General features: G+C 55.1%; 18 protein-coding genes. 9 read left to right on the plus strand and 9 right to left on the minus strand.

Annotated elements, in window-relative coordinates; translation table 11 throughout:
• Positions 1-273 precede the first annotated feature (273 nt).
• The 4 genes from CAF87_RS02710 (at position 274) to CAF87_RS02725 (ending at position 5,934) form a co-directional block, all read left to right on the plus strand.
• Positions 274-1,716: a mannose-1-phosphate guanylyltransferase/mannose-6-phosphate isomerase gene (locus CAF87_RS02710; RefSeq protein ID WP_085730527.1), complete on the plus strand. Its 1,443-nt coding sequence runs from the start codon at positions 274-276 to the stop codon at positions 1,714-1,716.
• Between the two features lie 145 nt (positions 1,717-1,861).
• Entirely contained in the window at positions 1,862-3,226 is a 1,365-nt protein-coding gene (locus CAF87_RS02715; protein ID WP_085730528.1) for a phosphomannomutase, read from the plus strand.
• A gap of 102 nt (positions 3,227-3,328) precedes the next feature.
• Positions 3,329-4,552 carry a glycosyltransferase family 4 protein gene (locus CAF87_RS02720; protein ID WP_139831696.1) on the plus strand — a complete coding sequence of 408 codons (1,224 nt, stop codon included), beginning with the start codon at positions 3,329-3,331 and terminating at the stop codon, positions 4,550-4,552.
• Positions 4,549-5,934, plus strand: a complete 1,386-nt coding sequence (locus tag CAF87_RS02725; RefSeq protein ID WP_085730530.1) for a glycosyltransferase family 1 protein — start codon at positions 4,549-4,551, stop codon at positions 5,932-5,934. Before CAF87_RS02720 ends, CAF87_RS02725 begins: the two co-directional genes overlap by 4 nt.
• Before the next feature lie 64 nt (positions 5,935-5,998).
• On the opposite strand, the gene CAF87_RS02730 is transcribed toward CAF87_RS02725, so the two are convergent.
• From CAF87_RS02730 to CAF87_RS02765, 8 genes are read right to left on the minus strand one after another with little or no spacing between them, the layout of a single operon-like run.
• Complete coding sequence (locus CAF87_RS02730) at positions 5,999-7,297, minus strand: glycosyltransferase (RefSeq protein WP_085730531.1); 1,299 nt, start codon at positions 7,295-7,297, stop codon at positions 5,999-6,001.
• The gene (locus tag CAF87_RS02735) at positions 7,294-8,331 is read right to left on the minus strand and encodes a glycosyltransferase family 4 protein (protein ID WP_085730532.1); all 1,038 of its coding nucleotides are present in this window, start codon (positions 8,329-8,331) and stop codon (positions 7,294-7,296) included. Before CAF87_RS02735 ends, CAF87_RS02730 begins: the two co-directional genes overlap by 4 nt.
• On the minus strand, positions 8,328-9,365 hold the full coding sequence (locus tag CAF87_RS02740) for a glycosyltransferase family 4 protein (RefSeq protein WP_085730533.1): 1,038 nt from the start codon (positions 9,363-9,365) through the stop codon (positions 8,328-8,330). Before CAF87_RS02740 ends, CAF87_RS02735 begins: the two co-directional genes overlap by 4 nt.
• Complete coding sequence (locus CAF87_RS02745; protein WP_085730534.1) at positions 9,365-10,468, minus strand: DegT/DnrJ/EryC1/StrS aminotransferase family protein; 1,104 nt, start codon at positions 10,466-10,468, stop codon at positions 9,365-9,367. Before CAF87_RS02745 ends, CAF87_RS02740 begins: the two co-directional genes overlap by 1 nt.
• A gap of 10 nt (positions 10,469-10,478) precedes the next feature.
• Entirely contained in the window at positions 10,479-11,108 is a 630-nt protein-coding gene (locus CAF87_RS02750) for an acetyltransferase (RefSeq protein ID WP_085730535.1), read from the minus strand.
• Positions 11,105-12,430: an FkbM family methyltransferase gene (locus CAF87_RS02755; protein ID WP_085730536.1), complete on the minus strand. Its 1,326-nt coding sequence runs from the start codon at positions 12,428-12,430 to the stop codon at positions 11,105-11,107. Before CAF87_RS02755 ends, CAF87_RS02750 begins: the two co-directional genes overlap by 4 nt.
• Before the next feature lie 5 nt (positions 12,431-12,435).
• Entirely contained in the window at positions 12,436-13,179 is a 744-nt protein-coding gene (locus tag CAF87_RS02760) for an ABC transporter ATP-binding protein (protein ID WP_085730537.1), read from the minus strand.
• A gap of 12 nt (positions 13,180-13,191) precedes the next feature.
• A complete protein-coding gene (locus tag CAF87_RS02765) occupies positions 13,192-14,016 on the minus strand; it encodes an ABC transporter permease (RefSeq protein WP_256575958.1) in 825 nt (274 codons plus the stop codon).
• Between the two features lie 365 nt (positions 14,017-14,381).
• On the opposite strand from CAF87_RS02765, the gene gmd reads away from it, so the two are divergent.
• From gmd to CAF87_RS02790, 5 genes are all read left to right on the plus strand, one after another.
• Complete coding sequence (gene gmd, locus CAF87_RS02770) at positions 14,382-15,413, plus strand: GDP-mannose 4,6-dehydratase (RefSeq protein ID WP_085730539.1); 1,032 nt, start codon at positions 14,382-14,384, stop codon at positions 15,411-15,413.
• Entirely contained in the window at positions 15,413-16,309 is an 897-nt protein-coding gene (locus CAF87_RS02775; RefSeq protein ID WP_085730540.1) for a GDP-mannose 4,6-dehydratase, read from the plus strand. Before gmd ends, CAF87_RS02775 begins: the two co-directional genes overlap by 1 nt.
• Positions 16,310-17,455 carry a glycosyltransferase family 1 protein gene (locus tag CAF87_RS02780; protein ID WP_085730541.1) on the plus strand — a complete coding sequence of 382 codons (1,146 nt, stop codon included), beginning with the start codon at positions 16,310-16,312 and terminating at the stop codon, positions 17,453-17,455.
• Positions 17,452-18,570, plus strand: a complete 1,119-nt coding sequence (locus CAF87_RS02785) for a glycosyltransferase family 4 protein (RefSeq protein ID WP_085730542.1) — start codon at positions 17,452-17,454, stop codon at positions 18,568-18,570. Before CAF87_RS02780 ends, CAF87_RS02785 begins: the two co-directional genes overlap by 4 nt.
• Before the next feature lie 133 nt (positions 18,571-18,703).
• Positions 18,704-20,740 (plus strand): acyltransferase family protein, encoded by a 2,037-nt coding sequence (locus tag CAF87_RS02790; protein WP_256575961.1) that lies wholly within the window; start codon positions 18,704-18,706, stop codon positions 20,738-20,740.
• Between the two features lie 100 nt (positions 20,741-20,840).
• On the opposite strand, the gene CAF87_RS02795 is transcribed toward CAF87_RS02790, so the two are convergent.
• Positions 20,841-23,045, minus strand: a complete 2,205-nt coding sequence (locus CAF87_RS02795; RefSeq protein ID WP_085730543.1) for a hypothetical protein — start codon at positions 23,043-23,045, stop codon at positions 20,841-20,843.
• Positions 23,046-23,164: the final 119 nt, after the last annotated feature.

Below are 23,164 nucleotides of genomic sequence, written 5' to 3' on the forward strand. Positions count from 1 at the left end.
CCGAGTTATTAATTCATGGTTGTCACGCTAGAATGGCAGGCAGAAACCAGCGATGTATTTGACGCCTCGGAGGGCGGTTCAATCAGCCCCTTTGCCTGTTGTCAAAGGGGCAGGCAGGTACTCTTTGGGCGGGATGTGGCAGAGCTTCCACTGTTTCAAGCGAACGGTCGGGGCAAGAATGTGCACTGATTTCGGTGCAAGAATGACTAGAAACATAACTGAGCCCGTTTTTCTGATACTTACCGTCAGTAAAGGGGATTAAGGATTTAGAGCATGGAACTGATTCCCGTAATTTTGTCTGGTGGCGTAGGCAGCCGCCTGTGGCCTGTTTCTCGCGAAGCTCATCCCAAGCCTTTCATGGATCTGCCGGATGGCCAGAATCTGATCCAGAAGACGTTCCTGCGCGCTTCGCGCCTTGAAGGCGTCGTTGAGGTTCTCACTGTCACCAATCGTGAACTGTTGTTCAAGACTGAAGACGAGTACGGTGTCGTCAACACGGCCAAGCACGCCCAAGGCTTCATCCTGGAGCCTTTCGGACGCAATACGGCAGCGGCGGTGGCGGCAGCGGCACTGCAACTGGAGGCCACCCATGGCCCGGATGCGCATATGCTGGTGCTGGCAGCTGACCACCTGATCAAGGATGAAAAAGCCTTTGCGGCGGCGGTCGGCAAGGCCGTTGCGCTGGCCAGCAAGGGTTGGCTGGTCACGTTTGGTATTCAGCCGACCTATCCGGAAACCGGCTTCGGCTACATCGAGGCGCAGAAGGATGCTCCACTCGAGGGTGGCTTGAAGGTCGCGCGTTTTGTCGAGAAGCCCAACCTGGAAACAGCCCAGGGGTACGTGAGCGCCGGCAACTATTTCTGGAACTCCGGCATGTTCTGCTTCCGCGTGGGCACTGTGCTGGAAGAGCTTCGCCAGCACGCGCCTGACGTTGTCGATGCCGTGGCCAAAACCATCGAAGCCTCGCGCCTGACCTCCTCGAGCAAATATCGCTGCCTGGCGCTGGATGCTGAGCGTTTTGCCGAGGTTCCGGATATTTCCATCGACTACGCCCTGATGGAGCGCTCGACGAAAGTTGCGACCATTCCTTGCGATATTGGCTGGAGCGACATCGGTTCCTGGAACGCCGTGAGCGAGCTGACCCCGGCTGACGAAAACGGCAACCGTTTCGAAGGTGAGGTTCTGTCCCATGGCTCACGCAACAACTATGTGAACAGTGAAGGGCGCCTGACCGCTCTGGTCGGTGTGGAAGACCTGCTGGTCATCGACACGCCCGATGCCGTGATGATTGCCCACAAGGATCACGCTCAGGACGTCAAGCACATCGTCAACCAGCTCAAGGCGTGCAGCCATACCGTGCACTTGCTGCATCGCACGGTACATCGTCCATGGGGCACCTACACCACCCTGGAAAACGGCGAGCGTTTCAAGATCAAACGTATTGTCGTCAAGCCGAAGGCGTCCCTGTCTCTGCAGATGCATCACCACCGCAGTGAACACTGGATTGTTGTCAGCGGCATGGCAAAGGTGGTCAATGATCAGCAGGAGTTGATGCTCGACACCAACGAGTCGACGTTCATCCGTGCAGGTCACCGGCACCGGCTGGAGAACCCGGGCATGATCGACTTGGTGCTCATCGAAGTGCAGAGCGGCGAGTATCTGGGTGAGGACGATATCGTTCGTTTTGAAGACATCTACGGCCGCGTTGACAAGTAACAGCGTGCTGGCAGTCATAAGCCTGACCGGTGATTGTTCAACCGGTCAGGCTTATTTGCATGTGTCCACCCTCGACTTTAATTCCTATCGATGACGCACGACCCGTTCGAAATGTGTCATCCCCGTTTCCCGGCAAGAGACCAGAATGCATACCCCTATCAAAACCCGCTGCTTCAAGGCTTATGACATCCGTGGCCAGGTGCCTTCCGACCTCAACGAAGATGTGGCTTATCGGATTGGCCGTGCAATGGTCGCCGAGCTGCAAGGCAAGAGCATTGTGCTGGGGCGGGATATGCGGCTGGAAAGCCCGATGCTGGCCGAAGCAATGACCCGCGGTCTGCGCGAGGCCGGGGCACAGGTCATTGATATCGGCTTGTGTGGCACCGAAGAAGTCTACTTCGCTACCAGCGCATTCGGCGCCGATGGCGGTGTGATGATCACCGCAAGTCACAACCCCAAAGGGTACAACGGCATGAAGCTGGTCAAGTCGCAGTCGCGACCGATCAGTGGTGATACGGGGCTCAATGCGATCCGAGACCGCGTGGAAAGTGGCGATCTCGGGCCGCTGGCAGACGAGCCTGGTGCTGTTCGTCACGAGCTGGACAAGGCGCGCTACATCGCCCATCTGTTGACTTATATCGACGTTGCGGATCTGAAACCGCTGAAGGTCCTCGCCGATCCAGGCAACGGCGCCGCCGGCCCGGTACTGCAGGAACTGATCGACAAGCTGCCTTTCGAGTGGGTGCTGATCAATGCCGAACCGGACGGTAACTTCCCCAACGGCGTGCCCAATCCACTGCTGCCGGAAAACCGCGAACTGACCCGTCAGGCGCTGTTGGACAAAGGCTGTGACGTGGGCCTGGCATGGGATGGTGACTTTGACCGCTGCTTCTTTTTCGACGAAACCGGTCGATTCATCGAAGGCTACTATCTGGTCGGTCTGCTGGCGGAAATGCTGCTCAAACAGCACCCGGGCAGCAAGATCATTCATGACCCGCGCCTGACCTGGAACACCATCGACCAGGTTGAACAGGCCGGCGGTGTGCCGGTGCTGTGCAAGACCGGGCATGCCTTTATCAAAGAGCGCATGCGGCTTGAGGATGCGATCTACGGCGGCGAAATGAGCGCCCACCACTATTTCCGCGATTTTGCCTACTGCGACAGCGGGATGATTCCGTGGTTGCTGGTGACAGCCCTGATGTCCTCCACCGGCAAGACCCTTGCGCAACTGGTTGATGAGCGTATTGCGGCTTATCCGTGTACCGGCGAGATCAACTATCGGGTGGACGATGTGCCGGCGATGCTGCAGAAGGTGCTGGAACACTATTTGCCACAGAATCCGGTCCTCGACAGGACGGATGGCATCAGTGTCTCCTTTTCCGACTGGCGCTTCAATTTGCGCGGTTCCAATACCGAGCCGTTGTTGCGACTGAACGTTGAAGCAAGGGGTGATCAAACGTTGATGTGGGCTCGACTGAAAGAGCTCGAAACGCTGATCAAGGGTGCTTGAGATCTTCGGTCTCTTTGGTATTCAACGGCGCCCGTGCTGCGGTGAGCGATTCATCGCGGTGCGGTCGCGGGTTGTGAAATATCAATACTATAGGTTCATATTTTGAAAACGGTTTTATTGCTAAGCACCTATCCGATCGCCAGTCCCCGCCACGGGGGCCAGGTCCGGGTTGCCAACATCGCGAAAACCTTCGAGGAAAGTGGCTGGGACGTTACCCATCTGGCCGTTTATGAGCCTGAAGGTTACCCGCCGTCGACATTGGGTTCCAACGACGTCAGTTTTCCCGCCGGCAGCCGCTTCCGCAAATACAAAGGCACCTATGTGCCGTTGATCAACGATCTGCTTTCGGGAGAGTTCGCCGCGTCGGAAGAGGGCGGGTTTGCCGATATTCTCAAGAAACTGCCTGCGGTTATCGACGTCATTCATGTCGAGCAGCCTTGGCTCTGGCCGTTGGTGCTGAAGATCAAGCAACTGCCGCAATACAGTAATGCCTGCCTGATTTATGGATCGCAGAACATCGAGGCCCCGCTGAAGCAGGAAATCCTCGACAGCTACGGTATCAAGGGCGCTGAGCCGGTCATTGCCGATATTGAAGCCCTTGAGCGCAAGGCTGCGCTGGAAGCCGATATTGCCGTCGCTGTTACGCAAGCGGACTACGACATTCTCAAGGCCTGGGGTGCAAAAATGCCCCTGTTGGCGCCCAATGGCATCGCACCCTGGACAGCGAAGGCCGAGGTGCTCGAGAGCTGGAGGGAACGCCTGCCCGAGTCGCCGTGGATTCTCTATGTCGCCAGCGCCCATCCGCCCAACTTCAAAGGTTTCAATGAGTGCCTGGGCAGTTCCCTTGCGTGCATTCCACCTGACAGCAAGCTGGTGGTGGTCGGCAGTGTGTGCGAACACCTGGAGTCGACGCTTAGGGACAGCCGTTGGGGGCAACTGAACCTGTCGCGCCTGCAACTGTTGTACATGCTGCCGGATGATGACCTGGATGCAGTGAAAACCCTCGCTCATGCGTTCCTGTTGCCGATTCCCCATGGTGGCGGTTCCAACATCAAGACTGCAGAAGCTATCTACTCCGGCAAGTACGTGGTCGGAACGGAGTCGGCGTTCCGTGGCTTCGAGCAGCATCTGGATCTGCCGGAAATCAGTGTCGCCCGCACACCGGGCGAGTTTCATGCGGCGATCCGCATGCGCTTGACCGGGCCGGCGACGATCGATGTCCGTGGCCCGGACAGAGAGTCCCGGGAATCGTTGACCTGGGCACGAAGCCTGGAATCGATTCCGCATGCAGCAATACAAGTCATTGAGAAGAAGGCGCAAGCATGACGACCTGGTTTGACGTAACGACCATCCTTGGCTGGCGTCGGCCGGCGGTAGGCATTATTCGTACTGAAGCGGAAGCGGCTGCCCACGCGCTCGAGCTGATCGCCGCCGGCGAAGATGTGAAGTTTTGCTTCTACAGTCACTCCACGGGTTATAGCGCTGTCGACTCTGCTGATGTGGCCGCAACCCTGAAGCGAATTTCCGGTGCCCACTCGGCCGCGGCGGGCAAGGTAGTGGCGAGCAGCTCGAGCAAGAGTTCGATTGAAGCACGGCTGAAGGAGAAAGCAACCAAGGTGCTCAACCGCTTGCCGCCAAAGGTCAGTGGGCGCATTTATCAGTTCTTTCAGCTGCGTCGCGTGTCCATCGTCGAGGCCGTGATCGCTCTGCGGCACATGCGCTCGGCGGTCAGGGGCTTCCTGAAGCCAGCCAACCGGACTCATGTCTTCACTCCGTCGTCCGTCAAGGCAAGCATGGCCGGCCACCCGTTCTCGAAGGGCGACAGTTACATTTCTGTGGGGTTGGACTGGGACAATAAGAATCTTCCGCATCTTTATGAGCTCAAGAAGCAAGTTGGTCTGCGCGTCATACTGTTCTGCTATGACGTGATCCCGGTAAGACTCCCTCATTTGTGCGTGGGTGATGTGGCGGCCAAGTTTGCCAACTATTTCACTGACGTCTCCTGGTGTGCGGACAAGATCCTGTGTATTTCGGAATGCACCCGCAAAGACCTGATCGCTCTGCTCGAGGAACTCGGTGCGCCGGTCCCGGAAACGGCCGTGGTCAAGCTGGGATGCCAGCTCTCGCATGAACTGAGCGATGACATCAGTGCTGATGTGAAGGCGCTATTGAAAGAGCGGTTCGTGTTGTTCGTTTCAACGATCGAGCGCCGCAAGAATCACGAGGTTCTTTATCGTGCCTACACGCGTCTGATTGATAGTGGTGTTCAGGATCTGCCGAAACTGGTGTTTGTCGGGATGCAGGGCTGGGGCGTTGGTGACTTGATGGCGGACATCCAGCTTGATCCGAGAACCAAGGACTACATTCGTATCCTGAACAATGTCTCCGATTCGGACCTCATGCACCTGTACCGTCATTGCATGATGACGGCATTTCCGTCGCTGTATGAAGGTTGGGGACTGCCGGTTGCAGAGAGTCTGGCTGCCGGCAAGTACTGCCTTGCCTCCAGTGCGGCGTCCATACCGGAAGTGGGTGGTGAACTGCTGGATTACCTGGAACCGTGGGATGTCTCGGTATGGGTGGCGGAACTGCAGAAGTATGCGTTCGACCCTGCAGCGCTGGCTGCCAAGGAAGATGCAATCAAGCGTGACTACAAGCCCGTCGCGTGGAAGGACACGGCGCAGTATGTCTTCGGCAGTTTGAAGTAAGGGGCGAATGCAGCAAAGGTTGTGAAATGCGGTGGAGCAGCAGCGCTGATCCACCGCATACGGTTTACACGATGGTATTGGTGTTAAACACACTCAATGGCTGCAGTATGTCCGGGGTTTCCAGCAGTTCCGGGTTCGCTGACCATTTTTCGAAGATGGATGAAAAGTGCTCGACCGCCGAGAGGATGACGTTCGCTCGAAGCGCTGCAGGAACGGCCTGTTCCAGCTTCTGTGCGTAGTTCTCGGCCGTGAAGGTGGTTTGTGCCCATTCCTGCGCCTGCTTTCCGATTGCCTTGGCCGAGGTTTGGTCGCTATGAAGAGACAGGAAGATTTTCTTCAAGTCTTCTACTTCGTTGTCGACGGATATCTTCAGCACAAATTCATCGGGAAGCTCACTGTAGAAGCCGGTATCGGTAACGATGGTGGCTTTGCCATAGAGCATGGCTTCAATAGCCGAGGCTGAAGCGGCTTCCAGACTAGGCCAGCGCAGGCAGCTGATGACGTCCGCTTCCCTGATGGCCATGGATAGCGCTGCGTCGTCGACCTCATTGGAAATGATCAGCTCTACGCCGTTGTCATTTGCCAGTTCGGACAACCTTTTTTCGGTTTCCGGCTGGATGGCGCCGACCAGGCGATAACGAACGTTCGAGCGCAATGCAGGGCTGCTGGCAATTGCCAGGATGCAACTCTCGACTCGTTTGTTGGGGTTGACATGGCCAATGGTCAGGACATTCAGCTTATCGTTGTCTGACTGAAGCTCAGAGCCTGTGGCTCCTGGCGCATCATAGGCCAGCGGCGTAACGAAAACCGGGCCTGGGCAGGCGGCCATCACGCGATCGCAGCCCCAATTGCTATGGGTGATCACGCAGGTCGCCATTGAGCTGATCCACTCGGTCAGTGGTGCTTCGTTTCGCGTTTTGCTGATGAACACCGAGCCATCATGAATTTTGAAGTATTCGTCGGCAATCGTTGCGCCGTACCACTGACTCAATACTCGAATGGCTTCTTCGCGTCGGTTTTGTGACCAGCCAAAAAACAGATGCCCCAGGAAGAAGTCATGCAGGCAGACAATTCCTGGCACCTTTGCAAGCCAGGCGATGGCGCCTTCGTGAAATTCATAGCTGTTACCAATCTGATAGACGCAGCAATCGGCGCTCTCGATTTCGCGGGTGACTTGCGAGTCGTTGTCCCATGGCAGCACAGCGCAGCCGAAGTCATGCAGCTCCTTCGCCGATACGTGCTGGCTTTCGGTACGAACCACGATAACTTCATGTTGGTTGGCCAGGAGTTGACGAACGACGAGTCGGGCCATTCGACCGATAGCCGATGTTTTGACCGCAGGTGTGAATATGACAAGTTTCATTTCAGAAGCGCCTCGACAGTTTCGGGCCAATTTATGCCCAGGCTGTTCCACAGCGCCTGAGCTCCTTCTCCGTACTGTCGGGTTCGCGCCTTGCTTTCGTAAGCGGCGCTCATCGCCTCGGCCAGACCTTCTGCGGTCGGTTCTGCTCTCCAGCCGGTTTCACCGGGCTTGACCAGGCCTAGAATGCCACCACTGTCAGTGGTGGTGATCAGCGCTTTGCGAGCAGTGGCCGCTTCCATGCTCACGTAGCCAAGTGAGTCTTCATCAAAGGGGATGTAGGCTACGGCAAGCGCACGATTGACATAATCCACATAGGTGGCTCGGGGCAGAAAGCGCAGGTCGAGCTTCACGCGATCCTTCAGGCCGAGTTGTTCAATGATGGCGTGCAATTGTTGCGTGTCGGCAGGAGACTCGGGTGGCCCAGCGATGATCATTTTGACTCTTCGATCGGCCTTCGCCAGTGCTTGCAGAAGCAGGTACTGGCGTTTCATGCCGTTTACCCGGCCGCCGGCAAATATGTAGTCATCAGACTCGCCACCGGTGAAGACTTCCGGGTCGTTGACCGGTGGAAGCAGTACCTTGGAGTCAAAACCGTTGTATTTCAGCAGTCGCTGTCTTGTAACTTCAGAGTTGGTGTAGATGTGGCGACTCTCTGCGAAGCTTTCATTATCCGCATGGGCAATCACCTTGCGGATATCCGCACCGTGCTGGCCCGGAGGCAGATTGGTCTGGCCAGCATCATACAAGTCATAGGCTTGCCGGTATTGATGAAGCAGCCACAGCGATTTGCGGTGATGCCGAACCAGATACGCGGGAAACTTCAAGGCAATGACGTGATCGGTATTGGCGATTTCCATGGTGCGCGCCAACAGCATTTGCGCGGGAATGCCTGTCGAGGGTTCCCATTGAAACGGAATTCGCAGGATTTCCGCGTCATGGCCGGAAATGACCAGGTTCTTCTGCAGGTTGACAGCCAGCTCTTCGGCGCCACCCCAAATGAACGGTGCCATGTTGTTTACGATTAATACTTTCATGCCAAAAGACGCTCCAGCACCTGCGACCATGAAATCTTCAAGTCGACCAATCGCTGTGCGGCATTCTTGCCCATTGCTTCTGTCACGTTTTTATCCCGGTACAATTTGTCCATGGCTCGAGCCAGTGATTCGGGAGTCGGTTCGGCGATGTAGCCGTTGTAACCGTCCTGAATCAGTTCAAGCACGCCACCGGAATCGGAGGTGGTCAGGACAGGCTTCTGAGCGTGGCTGGCCTCCAGGCAAGGATAGCCGTAGGAGTCTTCATCGATCGGCAGATAGGCGGCGGCCAGGCATTGCGACAAGTGCTCCACTTTCTCTTCTTCGGTGATCCAGCGGTCTTCAAGAGTCACTCGATCGGCTACATTGCAGGTCTCGGCTTTTTGTTGAAGCGCAATACCGTAGTCCGGGCTTGCGCCAGTTCCCATAATGCGCAAGCGAACCGGAGTCTTGGTGTAGCTGAGGGCTTCGATAAGCAAGTGCTGGCGCTTGTAGTGTTCCAGGCGACAGATGCACACGATTTCGTCGTTGTATCCGGCACTGAAAAAGCGCTCCGGTTCGAAAACCGGAGGGTACAGCACTTCACTGTCCACACCGTTGAAGGTCTTGAGGCGACCAGAGACAACCTTCGAGTTGGTGAAAATAGTCTTTGCTTCACCCATTGCCCGGGTATCCACGTCAATCAGGGATTCACGGATAGCGCGATTGTGCGCGGTGTCCGGGAAGTCACGATAAGGCGAGTCCCACAGATCGTAAAAAGTACGTATGTGGTGAATGAACCACAGGATCTTGTGCGGATGCGGTATCAGGTGGGCCTGCGGCCGGAAGCAAATGATCCGGTCCGCTGCCTGAAGGTCTACCCAGCGCAGCGCCATCATCTGCTGAAACAGGATATCCGGAGGCGAGTCGAGTTCCGGCAGGTACACGACTTCTACCTGGTGCCCGGCTTCGGTCAGGGTCGAGGCCAGCCAGTCGACGATATTTCTTCCACCGCCCCTGATGAAGGGCATGAACGAGGAGCAAAGGGCGATTTTCATCAGGCCGCGAGGACCTCGCGCAGGCTCGCCGCAATTCTGATGACATCTTCCCGGGTCAGATCCTGATGCGTCGGCAGGTTGATGCCACGGCCAGACCACAGGTCTGCTACCGGGTAGGTGTTGTCTTCCTTGTAAGGCGGCAGGACGTGCATCGGGTAGAAGACCGGACGGGTTTCGATGCCCATTGCATCCAGTTTCTGCATGACTGCGTCACGTTTGTGCTCATCACCGTCCGCCAGGAAGATGTTGTACATCCAGAAGACCTGCTTGGCCCATGACGCCTCGGTCGGCAGGACGATCTTGCCCTTGAGTTCTGCCAGTGCTTCGTTGTACCAGCCTGCCAGGCGTTCGCGATCGGCAAGTGCCGTATCGATGTTCTCCATCTGGGCCAGGCCAATGGCCGCCTGGATGTTGGTCATACGATAGTTGTAACCGACTACCGGGAACCAGTAGCGACGATTCGGATCCATGCCCTGACCACGGAACAGGCGCAGCTTGGCGGCGAGTTCGTCGTCATTGGTGGTGATCATGCCGCCTTCGCCGGTGGTAATGATCTTGTTGCCGAAAAAGCTGAAGGTCGCGCAAGTGCCCAGGCTGCCCACTTTGCTGCCCTTGACCTCGGCGCCGTGAGCCTCGGCGGCGTCCTCGACAACCCACAGATTGTGCTTGCGGGCGATTTCGTTGACGACGTCCATCTGTGCCGGATGACCATAGAGGTGCACCGGGATGATGCCCTTGGTCTTGGCAGTGATCTTGCTTTCGATCGTTTGTGGATCGATGTTCATGGTATCTGCGCACACATCCACCAGTACCGGAGTCGCGCCGCAATAGCGTACGGCGTTGGCCGTTGCGATGTAGGTCACGGTAGGGATGATCACTTCGTCGCCAGGTTGCAGGTCAAGTACGACCAGGGCCAGGTGCAGAGCGGTGGTGCCGTTGTTGGTGGCGATCGCGTGCTTGACGCCACAGAACGCGGCAAAGCTTTCTTCAAAGGCGGTGATGTACTTGCCGTTGGAGGAGATCCAGTTTGTATCCAGGCAATCGAGCACGTAATTGCGTTCGTTTCCAGCGAGTTTTGGTTGTGCAACGGAAATACGTTTCATGTCTCTTCCTTCAAAATTTGTTCAAAGCTTTGGCAGGCACACCCACAACCGTGACTGCTGAATCGATATTCGAAATGACGACGCTGCCAGCACCGACCATGACGGACTCGCCGATATGAATTTCCGGTATGACTTTGCTGCCTATGCCGACGAAACTTAAATTGCCTACGCGCACGTTACCGGCCAGTGCGCACTGAGGGGCAATGTGAGCCGCCAGTCCGATCACGCAATCGTGGTCGATAGTCGCCCCGGTGTTGATAATACAAAGGTCGGATATGGAGACCTCCGCATTGATCACCGCGCCTGCCATGACGGCAATGCCGACGCCCAGGTTGGCCGAGGGCGAAACAACTGCCGCAGGGCTGATGGCATTTACCAGTCTGAAGCCCGTCTCAATTGCTTTTTTCGCCAGTTTGTTTCGGACAGGGTTTGACCCGATGGCGATGAATGCTCGTTCATACCCGTCCTTGTGCAGCGCCGGCAGGTGGTCGTCGCTTTTCAGAACCGGGATGCCCAGGCAAGTGTCCGGGCTGTCTGGATTGCCGACGCAGTAGGCAATTTTTTCGCCCTGGGCTTGCAGTAGCTCGATGCAAACCTTCGCATGGCCGCCGGCCCCTACAACGATGATTTCAGTCTTCATGCGTCACTCCTTGCGGAATGAGTCCACTCCGGGCGGTGAAACAGTAGATTGACCGAGTCTGTGTGCGACAGTTGTTCGACCGACCAGCTTTCAAGGTTGCCGGTACGTTCATTGATAACACTGAACACCAGTCCGGAAGCAGTGAAACTCTTGAGCCAGTTCTCGAGGCTTATCGCATTTCGCTTCAGGTGGGAGAGGCCAAGCTCAACGATAAGAAGCATTTCTGGATTGGCGGCAAGCAGGCGTCGCGCACCTTTCATGACATCGATTTCTGCGCCTTCCGCATCGATTTTCAGCAGCTTTGCAGTCAGATCTTCCGGCAGAAACTCGTCCAGGGTAATGGTTGAGATGTCCACGGAAGTCGTCGGGGCAAACGTCGAGGGTTCCAGCTCATAAAGTGAATGGTGGCCGCTGGTAGCACCCAGGTGCAGTTTGTGACTGCCCGCTTTGTCCGAAAGTGCGTAATGGGAGATTTCGCTGATGGATGAAAAACCGTTGAGCCACAGGTTTCTTTCCAGCAGTTTTCGGGTCGGCTCGAATGGCTCAAAAGCAAATATCCTGCCTTGTCCCGACATGGCTCGAGCGGCGGCTATCGAATGCATTCCGATATTGGCCCCGACATCGATATAGACATCCCCAGGTTTGATAATGCGCTCGATCAGAATCCGCGTTCCAGGTTCAAGCTCTCCTGCTTCCATCAGGTTGGCCAGCAGAGCGTGATCCCTGGCGCCGCAGAGCATATAGCCGACTGCAGTTTTGACCAGTGTTTCATCCGGTCCGGAGTTGATGGCGATGCGGTTGACATCAAGCAATGCATATTGCTCGATTCGATCGAGTTGCGGGCCGGCTTTTTCCACCGGGAGCTGGCTGGCGAAAAGTTCTCGCGACAGGGAAGCCTGGACATTCGTCGAGTTGGTCAGTCGCTGAAGCTCCAGCATGACTTGCTGGGTTTGTTCGCGCTGTTGCTCCTGCAGGCTGGCGAACGCCTGTTGGAGAGTGGCGAACTCTTGCAACATGTCCTGGCGGATCGTGGCATTCAAATAGTTGCGCAGGCGGAAGAGCACCGGACGCGTGAAAGGCCGGGTGACGCGAAAAACGCTCTGGGCAATCCGCCGAAGTGTCTGCTTGACGTGATGGCGCAGCATCCGGCTCATGGCTGGTGAGGTTGCATGAGGGATATCACTGGCACTGCTGGCGACATCGATCTCGACATCGGTCGGCGCGCTGATGACGGGATGGGAAACTGCGCGCGCGAACAAGCGCTTCGACGCAATCGAAAAGGCCGTTTCGATTTCCACACCATTGCGCTTAATGCTGTTCATTAGCTTCAAGCTCCAAAGTAGGCAGTGGTGACCGTTGTCGGGTCTCCATCCATTTTTATCTTGCCGTGCTCCAGCCACAGCACCCGATTACAGGTGTGCATGACCAGTTCGCGGGAGTGGCTGGCAATCACCAGAATGTTGGTCGATTTCACCAGCTCGTTCATGCGGATCTCGGCCTTGTGCTTGAAGCCTTCATCACCCACCGATAGCCATTCGTCCATCAGCAGGATTTCCGGTTTGATCGTGGTCGAGACTGCGAAAGCCAGGCGCAGGTGCATGCCCGAGGAATAGGTGCGGATAGGCATGTCGACAAAGTCACCCAGTTCGGAAAACTCAATGATCTCGTCGAGCTTTTCGGTGATCTGTGCCTTGGTCATGCCCAAAATTCCGCCGCGCAGGTAGATGTTCTCCCGCCCGGTAGCCTCGGGATCCGTTCCCAGGGAAATGTCGATCAGGGAACCGATCTCTCCATCGATTCGAGCGGTGCCCGACGATGGCTCATAGACACTGCTGAGCAGGCGCAGCAGCGTACTCTTGCCGGCGCCGTTATGGCCCAGCAGCCCGACCCGGTCACCGTCACGCAAGGTGAAGGTCAGGTCTTCGAGCGCTCTGACGATGACGCGACCCTGTTGATCCGCGCCCAATTGTCCACCGGTGGCAACCTGAATCAGGCGTTTCTTCAGGGAACGGCCGTTAGCGTTGTAGATCGGAAAATCCACACAAACATTTTTGAATTCGATCAGCGACATTAGGAGTTCTTCTTAGAGCCAGTAAGCGATGCGGCGCTTGTAACGGCCGTAGACCACGAGCGCAACGACCCAGCCGACAGCGGCCATGCCCAGGGAAACCCACCAGTTGGTGGCGGTTGGCAACTGCCCGATCAGTGGGGAGCGGACGATCGACATGATGTGGTAGACCGGATTCAGGTCAAGCAGGTAAAGCCCGGCCCTTTGAGGCAGCAAACTCGGCATCCACATGATCGGTGTGAGGTAGAACACTACTTGCAACAAGCTTCCGACAATCTGAGGCAGGTCACGATAGCGTGCGCAGAGGATGCCCAGCAGCAAGGCGATCCACGTCAGGTTCAGCAGTGCCAGCAAAAGGCCGGGAATACTGATGAACGCCAGCCAGGTCAGAGGCTTGCTGACGGCAAGCAGTACCAGCGGGAAGATCACGATGTTGTGGCCCAGGATCAGGATGTTGCGCCAGATCATGCGAAGAATGTGGGTGAACAAAGGGATCGGCAATTGCTTGATGATGCCTTCGGCAGCGATGAAGCCGGTACAACCCTCGGTGATGACCGAGGACATGAAGCTCCAGAGAATCATGCCGATGGCGAGAAACGGAAGGAACTCGTGCATGGGGGAGTTGAAGATCTGGCCGAACACTATCCCGATGGTCCCGATCATCACGCCCATACTGATCGTCAGCCAGAATGGGCCCAGTGCCGACCTTCTATAGCGCTGCCGGACGTCTTGCCAGCCTAGCATCCCTACCAGAGCGTATCGTTTTGTCGCAGCGACGATATCCGACAGCGCGATACTTACAGAACCATTGCGCATTAATAGCACCAGATTAGTGATCAAAAAAACACGCCATTTTAGGCTGGGGGCAGAGGAGTGTCACTCTTTCTGCATTATTTCTTTAGGGTTCGTAGAGTATTGGGGGCGGAATCGTTGTGGACTCTTCAATTCCTTGAATTTCAGAAGGGAAGCGTTTCGAGGAGTATTGCGTTGCAGTTGCTCCGTTTGAAATGCGACAAGCAAGAATTGCAGCCAGTCAATGCTGGCAGGATGTATACGGTTACGTGTTGAAAGAAGGTTGGGTATCGTCGTTCGGGGCCGCATTCTGTATGATCTGCAAGAATTTGCGGCTCTCCAGTGGAGCCCAATGGCGCGTTTGACACAACAGAGCCTGCTAAAGGCGCTCAAATGGAGTTTAGAGGATTCGCATGAAAGCTATCGTTACTGGCATTACTGGGCAAGACGGCGCCTACCTGGCGGAACTGCTGCTGGAAAAAGGTTACACGGTTTACGGCACCTACCGTCGGACCAGTTCTGTCAATTTCTGGCGTATCGAAGAGCTCGGGATCCACAACAATCCCAATCTGCACCTGGTCGAGTATGACCTGACCGACCTGTCGGCCAGCATTCGTCTGCTCCAGACCACCGAAGCCACCGAGGTCTACAACCTCGCGGCCCAGAGCTTTGTAGGCGTATCTTTCGATCAGCCTCTGACGACCGGCGACATCACCGGCATGGGTTGTGTGAATCTTCTGGAAGCAATCCGTATCGTCAACCCGAAGGTACGTTTCTACCAGGCTTCTACCTCCGAGATGTTCGGCAAGGTCCAGGCGATTCCTCAGGTCGAGAGCACGCCGTTCTACCCACGCAGCCCTTATGGTGTTGCCAAGCTGTACGCGCACTGGATGACCATCAACTACCGCGAGTCCTATGGCATCTTCGCCACCAGCGGTATTCTGTTCAATCACGAATCGCCACTGCGTGGCCGTGAGTTCGTGACCCGCAAGATCACCGACTCCGTGGCCAAGATCAAACTGGGCCTGCTCGACAAGATGGAACTCGGCAACCTGGACGCCAAGCGCGACTGGGGTTTCGCCAAGGAATACGTCGAGGGCATGTGGCGCATGCTGCAGGCCGATGAACCGGACACTTTCGTACTGGCAACCAACCGCACTGAAACTGTGCGTGATTTTGTCACCATGGCGTTCAAGGCTGCCGGGATTGACCTTTCCTGGAGCGGCGCTGCGGAAGACGAGCAGGGTACCGACAAGGCAACCGGCAAAGTGCTGGTCACCATCAATCCGAAGTTCTACCGCCCTACGGAAGTTGAACTGCTGATCGGTAATCCGGCCAAGGCCAAGGCGGCATTGGGTTGGGAACCGAAAACCACGCTGGAAGAGCTGTGCCGCATGATGGTCGAAGCTGACCTGCGCCGAAATGAAAAAGGATTTTCGTTCTGATGAGTACTGCTGGTAAACGCGCGCTGATTACAGGGGTTCAAGGTTTCACTGGTCGATACATGGCTGCCGAGCTTAAGGCCGGTGGCTATGAAGTGATAGGAATGGGGACGCAACCCTCGGACGAACCTGGTTATTTTCAGGTGGATCTGGCCGATGGCCCTGCTCTGCGCGAGTTGCTGGCAACTATTCAACCTGATGTAGTAGTGCATCTTGCGGCGCTGGCCTTTGTCGGGCACGGTGCCGCAGATGCGTTCTACCGCGTCAATCTCATTGGCACCCGCCATTTGCTGGAGGCTGTTGAAGCCTGCGGCAAGGTGCCAGATTGCGTGCTGCTTGCGAGCAGCGCCAATGTCTATGGCAATGCGTCGGCGGGGTTGTTGAGCGAAACCACTTCACCAGCACCTGCCAACGATTATGCGGTCAGTAAGCTCGCCATGGAGTACATGGCCAGTCTTTGGTTCAACCGGTTACCGATCGTGATTACGCGCCCGTTCAACTATACCGGCGTGGGTCAGGCCGACAGTTTCCTGTTGCCCAAGATCGTTACGCACTTTCGTCGGCGTGCCGACAAGATCGAACTGGGCAATCTGGATGTTTCCCGTGATTTCAGTGATGTGCGGGCAGTGGTCAAGGCGTATCGTGGCTTGATCGAGGCCAGACCATTGGGGCAAACCGTCAACGTCAGTTCCGGAAAGAGTCATACCCTTCGTGAAGTGATCGACATGTGTTCTGCATACACCGGCCACCAGTTGGAGGTCGAGGTGAATCCGGCATTTGTCCGAGCCAATGAAGTGAAGATCCTCTGTGGTGATAACACTCGTCTCTGCCAGTTGGTGGCGGGCTGGGATACGCCAGGATTGGATAAAACACTGAGTTGGATGCTTTCGGCGGAATAAATGAAGCTAGTTCTCTCTGTTGAGCCGATCCGCTTTCCACTGACCGGTATCGGTCGCTATACCTACGAACTTGCGCTGAGACTTCAGCAAAGTCCCGAAATTACAGACCTGCAGTTTTTTGCCGGTCGACGTTTCTTGCCCGAATTGCCCACTGCTGCGAACGAATCCGGTAGTGGCTATGGTTTGAAGCGTGCGGTACAGAAGAATTTTCTAGCTGTAGAAGCCTATCGATTGTTGATGCCGATGCTGCGAAAGGCTGCCCTCAAGGGGCACGGCGACTTTCTGTATCACAGTCCCAATTATTATCTCCCTCCCTTTGCCGGGCGCAGTGTCGCCACGTTTCATGATCTTTCGCCCTTTACCTGGGCCCACTGTCATGCGCCACAACTGGTCCGCTACCTGCAGAAAGAGCTCAAGACCACACTGGTGAGAGCCGATGCGCTGATCACCGATTCGGAGTTTACCCGCCAGGAGTTGGCCAGCTATTTTTCATGGCCAATTGAGCGGATACATACCGTGCCGCTGGCAAGTTCTCCAGAGTTTTACCCCCGGTCGCATGACGAGCTCAGGGCTACGCTCGATCGGCATGGGCTGGAGCGAGGTGGTTATACGCTGTTTGTCGGTACGATCGAGCCGCGCAAGAACATCGAGACGCTCCTTGATGCCTATGAGCGACTGCCGCTGGCCTTGCGAACGCGCTGGCCGCTGATTCTCACCGGCTACCAGGGATGGCGCAGCGATTTGATTCATCGGAAGCTCGAGAGCGCGCGACGTGAAGGCTGGGCGCATTATCTCGGGTTCGTGCCGAGCGCAGATCTGCCGCTGCTTTTTGCCGGTGCTCGTCTGTTTGCCTTTCCGTCTCTTTACGAGGGGTTTGGTTTGCCGGTGCTCGAGGCAATGAGTTCAGGGGTGCCGGTGGTGTGTTCCAACAGTTCGTCGCTTCCGGAGGTCGCGGGTGAGGCGGCGCTGATGTGCGCGCCGATGGATGTCGACGAACTGACCCGTCTGCTCGAGCGAGGGCTGACCGATGATGCCTGGCGCGAGACTGCGGTCATCAAGGGACAGCAGCATGCGCAGGGCTTCTCGTGGGAGCGCTGTGCCGTCGAAACCATGCAGGTCTACCAGAGGGTAATCAAAGGAACATGATCAAGGTCCTGCACTTTTTCAAAACCTATTACCCGGAAACCATGGGTGGTATCGAACAGGTTATTTTTCAGATTGCCCAAGGTGGTGCCAGCCACGGTTTTTCTTCGCAGGTTCTTTATCTCAGCGAGCGAGGCTCGGCGCGAAACGAAACGGTAGGCAATCACCTGACTCACCGCTCGAAACTTGATCTACATGTGGCTTCGACTGGCTTTTCGTTGTCGGCCTTCAAGGATTTTTCCGAGCTGGCCAAAGAAGCGGATGTGGTGCACTACCACTTTCCTTGGCCCTATATGGATCTGCTTCATTTTGCCAGTCGGCATGGCAAGCCTTCGGTGGTCAGCTATCACTCGGATATCGTCAAGCAAAAGACGCTGCTCAAACTATATGAGCCGTTGATGAGCCGGTTTCTGTCCAGCGTGGATTGCATCGTTGCCTCTTCACCGAACTATGCGCAAAGCAGCCCGGTGCTGACCCGGTTCCGCGATAAAGTCGAAATCATCCCGTATGGGTTGGACGCGACAACCTATCCAGTCGCAACGCCGCAAAAACTCGCGGATTGGCGAGTCAGGGTTGGCGAGAAATTCTTTTTGTTTGTCGGTGCCCTGCGTTATTACAAGGGCCTCGACTATCTGCTTGAGGCGGCGCGGATTACCGGGTTGCCGGTCGTTCTTCTGGGAGGAGGGCACCAGGAGAGCGAACTGAAGGAGCAAGCTTCACGCCTCGGCCTGACCAATGTGCACTTTCTGGGCGGATTGGGTGATGACGACAAGGCCGCGTTGCTGACGTTATGCCATGGATTTGTATTCCCGTCGCATCTTCGCTCGGAGTCGTTCGGTATTTCGTTGCTCGAGGCGGCGATGTACGGAAAACCGCTTATTTCCTGTGAAATCGGTTCCGGTACCACGTTTATCAATCTTGCGAATGAAACCGGCCTCGTAGTCCCGCCGCGCGACTCCACGGCGCTGGCCGGCGCAATGAATACACTCTGGAACAACGATGAGTTGGCTCGCGAGATGGGGCAACGTGCTCTGTGTCGTTACAGGGATGTGTTTTCAGCCGATGAGATGGCCAAGGCCTATGCCGACTTGTATCGGAAGGTTTGCAAGGCAGTCTGATGACTGCTGAGCCATCCTGGGCTTGCGGCGCAACTCGCTTCTGCTGGTCAAATAATCGCCGGTACTTCTTTCTGCACTTTTTGGACGGCTTCAGGTCCGCCCTTTGGTAGTAACTCAGTTTTGGTAGATACCGATGACGATGAGCGCAACTCAAAACCAATCCGTAGTCTCTCCCGTTTCGCGTAATCAAACCCGTCATATTGGATACCGGCCCGATATCGATGGGCTTCGGGCCATCGCTGTTTTGTCTGTATTGTTTTTTCACGCCTTCCCTGCGCTGTTGCGGGGCGGTTTTGTAGGGGTGGACATATTCTTTGTCATCTCCGGTTACCTGATATCCAGGGTCATCATCACGACGCTGGATCAGGGTACGTTCAGCGTTGCTGACTTTTATTCCCGGCGCATCCGACGCATTTTTCCCGCGCTATTTACCGTATTGGCCGTATGTTTGGCTTTCGGCTGGAGCACGATGCTTGCCGATGACCTGACGCTGCTGGCAAAACATGTTCTTGGTGGTGCCACTTTTGTCTCAAACTTCATTTTGTGGGGTGAGGCCGATTATTTTGACAAGGCATCAGAGCTCAAGCCTCTGCTTCATCTGTGGTCACTGGGGATAGAAGAGCAGTTCTATGTCATATGGCCGCTCTTGTTTTGGGCTGTCTGGCGAATGCGAATTCCGCTGTTGCCAATTGTTGTCATTGTTGGAGTCTTATCCTTTGTACTGAACATCATCGGAGTGCATGAGCACGCAACCGCAACTTTCTATTCGCCGCTTTCTCGAGGGTGGGAGCTTGTCGTTGGTGCGGTGTTGGCTTGCTTCGGGTCGGGCTCGTGTTTGAGAGCTGACAGGTACGGCCGATCAATGAAAAAGATTGCACAGGTATTTGATCGGCAGCAGACGCGAACTGTAATTTCAGTTATTGGAATGCTGTTCATTGTCTATGCAGTTTTCCGCATCAATAGCACATTACCTTTTCCCGGCAAGTGGGCACTTTTTCCGGTTATTGGTGCCGCACTCATTATTGTGGCTGGCCCTGGTGCCTGGATGAATCGAGCCCTGCTGAGCAACCGTGTGATGACGTTTATCGGGCTGATCAGCTTCCCGCTTTATCTATGGCATTGGCCATTGCTGACGTTTGCCAGGAGTGCCTATCCGGAAGGTGTGCCTTGGCTGGTGCGTTTAGGTCTTCTGGCTGGCAGTGCTTTTCTCGCGACTCTTACATACGTTTATATCGAGCGTCCATTTCGTTCGGGCTCCAGTAAGCGTTTCAGTGTCCTCGTTCTTTGTGCATTGATGTGCGTGGCGGGTGTATTGGCAGGCATCGTTTTCAAATCTGGCGGCTTTCCTTCCCGGTACCCGCAAATCATCCAGCGTGCGACCGAATATGATCTCGACGGCTACCGCGCAGGTCTTCGTAACCTCGTCTGTTTCATGGATGTCGGGCAAGAAGCGACCCAGTACGCTCCTGAGTGCGTAGACAAGGGTGACAAGCCGTTGTGGGTGTTGTGGGGAGATTCCGATGCCGCCGCCATATATTCGGGGTTGCGTGGGCTTGCGGATCGCTCCGGACAATTCCGGCTGGCACAATTCACATCTTCGTCATGCCCGCCGATAGTCGGATTTCAGGGAAAGAATCCGGCGTGCAAATCAAACAATCAGTGGACCATCGATAAGGTTCGCGAGCTGGTGCCTGATACTGTGATTCTTGCTGGCATGTGGCCGCGATATGACAAGACGCTTTTGTCAGCGACCGTCAAACAGATTCAGGATGCCGGGAGTCGTAGAGTGATTCTCCTGGGGCCTACGCCTGCCTGGAAAGACACGCCTTCTCGTATTGCCTTCAACTTGTGGAGTCATGATCCGTTGCATCGTATTCCATCAGAGCGGTTGGACTACGAGAAGTATGGAATGGGTCAGGAGCAGGAGGTGAATGGTGAGCTGGACACTGGAACCGACGCTGCGGAAAGGGATTTGAGAATTTTGGCGCAGGAGTCAGGCGCCCTTTACATTTCAGTGGCTCAGAAAATGTGTAACGAGGAGGGTTGTCTCATGAGAGAGACGGCATCGAGTGGTGATGCTTTTTATCTCGACATCGTTCACTTGACCCGTCACGGCTCGGATTTCGTCGCGCGAGCGATCGCTCGGGAGTTGGGTGTCACAGATCGCTGACTGATCATTGATGCATTGTTGAAGCCCGCCAAGAGCTTCAATTTTTTCACCAGCTCACGGGGCATATTTCCATGCCCGGTGAGCCGGTGTCTCGCGGGGCTTATTGTTGCCTTTTTATATGGATACCTTCCAGTCGGGCGGACAGTCCATAGTAGGTATCGTTGGTCGGCGAGTCTAACTCCAGGTTGTTGGAGCCGTTTTTTAGTACGCCGTTATCGATTTTTGCCTCGAACTCTCCGTTTTCACTCCATTGGACAGGTAAGGTCTTGCCGTTGAGTTTGATGACCATATTGCTTTGAGCGTCTGGTTCCGCGAATAGAGTAAACCGGCCTTTGAGTTCATAAGCTATGTCGCTTCCGGGTTTGAATTCGAAAGCAAGGTTGGCGTGCTTATCAATTTTCCAGGCCGATGGATGGTGATAAAAACTGCCTATATCCCACTCGGCTTCTCGCCAGCCAGTACCGTGAGTGGGCAACTCCATGCTCCACCATTTGCCAAACGTCCAGTCGTATTCGTCACTCACAACAGCGTCTTCAAAGCGAACGAAGCGTGTCTGTGCGTTGCGTGCACTTTCAATGGCATCTCGACGTTCCGCTACAACGCCTCGACTCTCTGGAGTTGTACGACCGCTCTGACTGTCTTCACTCTCGTTGCCAATCTCCACTGTGACGATTGAGGTCTTGGGGATTACCAGGCTTGCGGGTTGCTCCGAGGCTGGAAAGCCCGGCCCGCTGACCGGGGTCGGGTATTCGAACGTCCAGTTCTGAGCGTTCTCTACGCACCGACCTTTACGCCCCAGCGAATCCGAGTGCTGCCAGTGCTTGCTGGGCATATGGCAAACCTGGATGTCTGATATCGGTTTGTTATACAAGAAGGACAAAGAACCGGTCAGGCTCTCGTTGATGAACATCCATATGTAGTTCAGCTGATTCCCATGGTCGAGAATCAGAAGGGTCTTGTTCTCGATATTGCCATCAAATTTTTCGGTGATCTCATTGAGTACCGTCGCCTGCTTGCGGGAGATTTCAATGTAGTGGTGGAATTGGTAAAGCTGGAATGACACTCCGATAATGAAAAAGAAACCAAAAACTATATTGGTTATCGATTTGGAGAGGCGGTATCCGGTGCTGATGATTGCCAACAGCAGAAGTGCGGCGCCAGGTGTTGCAAATAAAAATGTTCTTTGACTAACCAAGAGATGGCTAGGGGAAATCAGAAATGGAAAGTAGCCAAGGAGAATGAGTGTCACGCCTGCAATTGCGAGCCTGCCATTAAAAGAAAGGCTTTGTTTGGGGGCAGCTTTGTTGTGCTTGCTATTAGATATAAGTATCGCCGCGATAATCAAAAAGAAAAAAACGCTTGCGGCGATTACATATCCGTAGCTGGAAAATTCATGTTTGGTAATTCGTACGGCATCAAACCAGCCGCCAAGTGTGCTGCGCAGTAGCCCGATGCTGAAGAGTTTTGGGTAGGTGATTTTCAGAGTTGCCAGCAGATTGGACCCGACAACACTTGTTTGATAGCTGTTTACAAGTGGTGCGGTGTGGAGGGCGTATGCAACATAAACAACGGCTCCGGCGACCCAGATCGCGTGCTCCAGCAGTTTCTGTTTGATTTGAATCAGCGCCGATAGCATGCCGTCACGGATAAACAACAGCAAAGCTGGAATGCAGGCGAGCAGCAGTGAAGCCTCATACATGAAACAGGCAGAGGAGAGCAGGGCACTCGCCACTATGCTTAGCATTAGGGCATGGGACTTTCGGTTAAGTGACAGTGCGTGCAGGAAAACAGCACTGCTCAATAGCGTGAGGCTAAGTGCCCAGTTGATATGCAGGCTTCTGAAGGAAAGTTGCATGGTGTCTGCTGGATAAATGATGACCAGTGCGCATGCAATGATTCCGAGTTTTGAACTGCTCGTCAGTTTCTCGATGATGTAGCTAACGGAAGAGCCTTTTATCAGCAGTGCAAGAATTAACAGAACATGCCAAAAAAAGAACGAGTTGTTGTCAAGCCAGAAAGCAACGGCCTGAGGAAGGATCGTCAGTGGTCTCAGTGCGTGTAACGGCAGCGGGCTGGAGGTATCGGAGATGAAGAATATCCCGTTTTTGACGAAGAGTCCTAAAATCCCCCACTCCTCGATCAGCCCGGTCATGGCGAAACCGAACGGCAGCCAAAGTATCAAGATGATAACGGCTGCGGGAGCAATGTGTGCGAGCCAGCGCTTTACCGCCACAGGAGTGGCATCAGGCTCTGAGTTTTCGTCCGGGTGAGTACTGGATGGGGCTGTGGATGACCTGATGCTCATTTATCTTTCCATGGCTTTATAAATTCTGGTGCCTGATCGGGTTCTGGCCTGACAGGCAGCGTCCGATATTTGTCATTTTGCAGGCTGGATCAGTCGCAGCATGACGTCTGTACAACGTT

The sequence above is a fragment of the Pseudomonas sp. R38(2017) genome (genome assembly GCF_002112395.1).
Lineage (GTDB): Bacteria > Pseudomonadota > Gammaproteobacteria > Pseudomonadales > Pseudomonadaceae > Aquipseudomonas.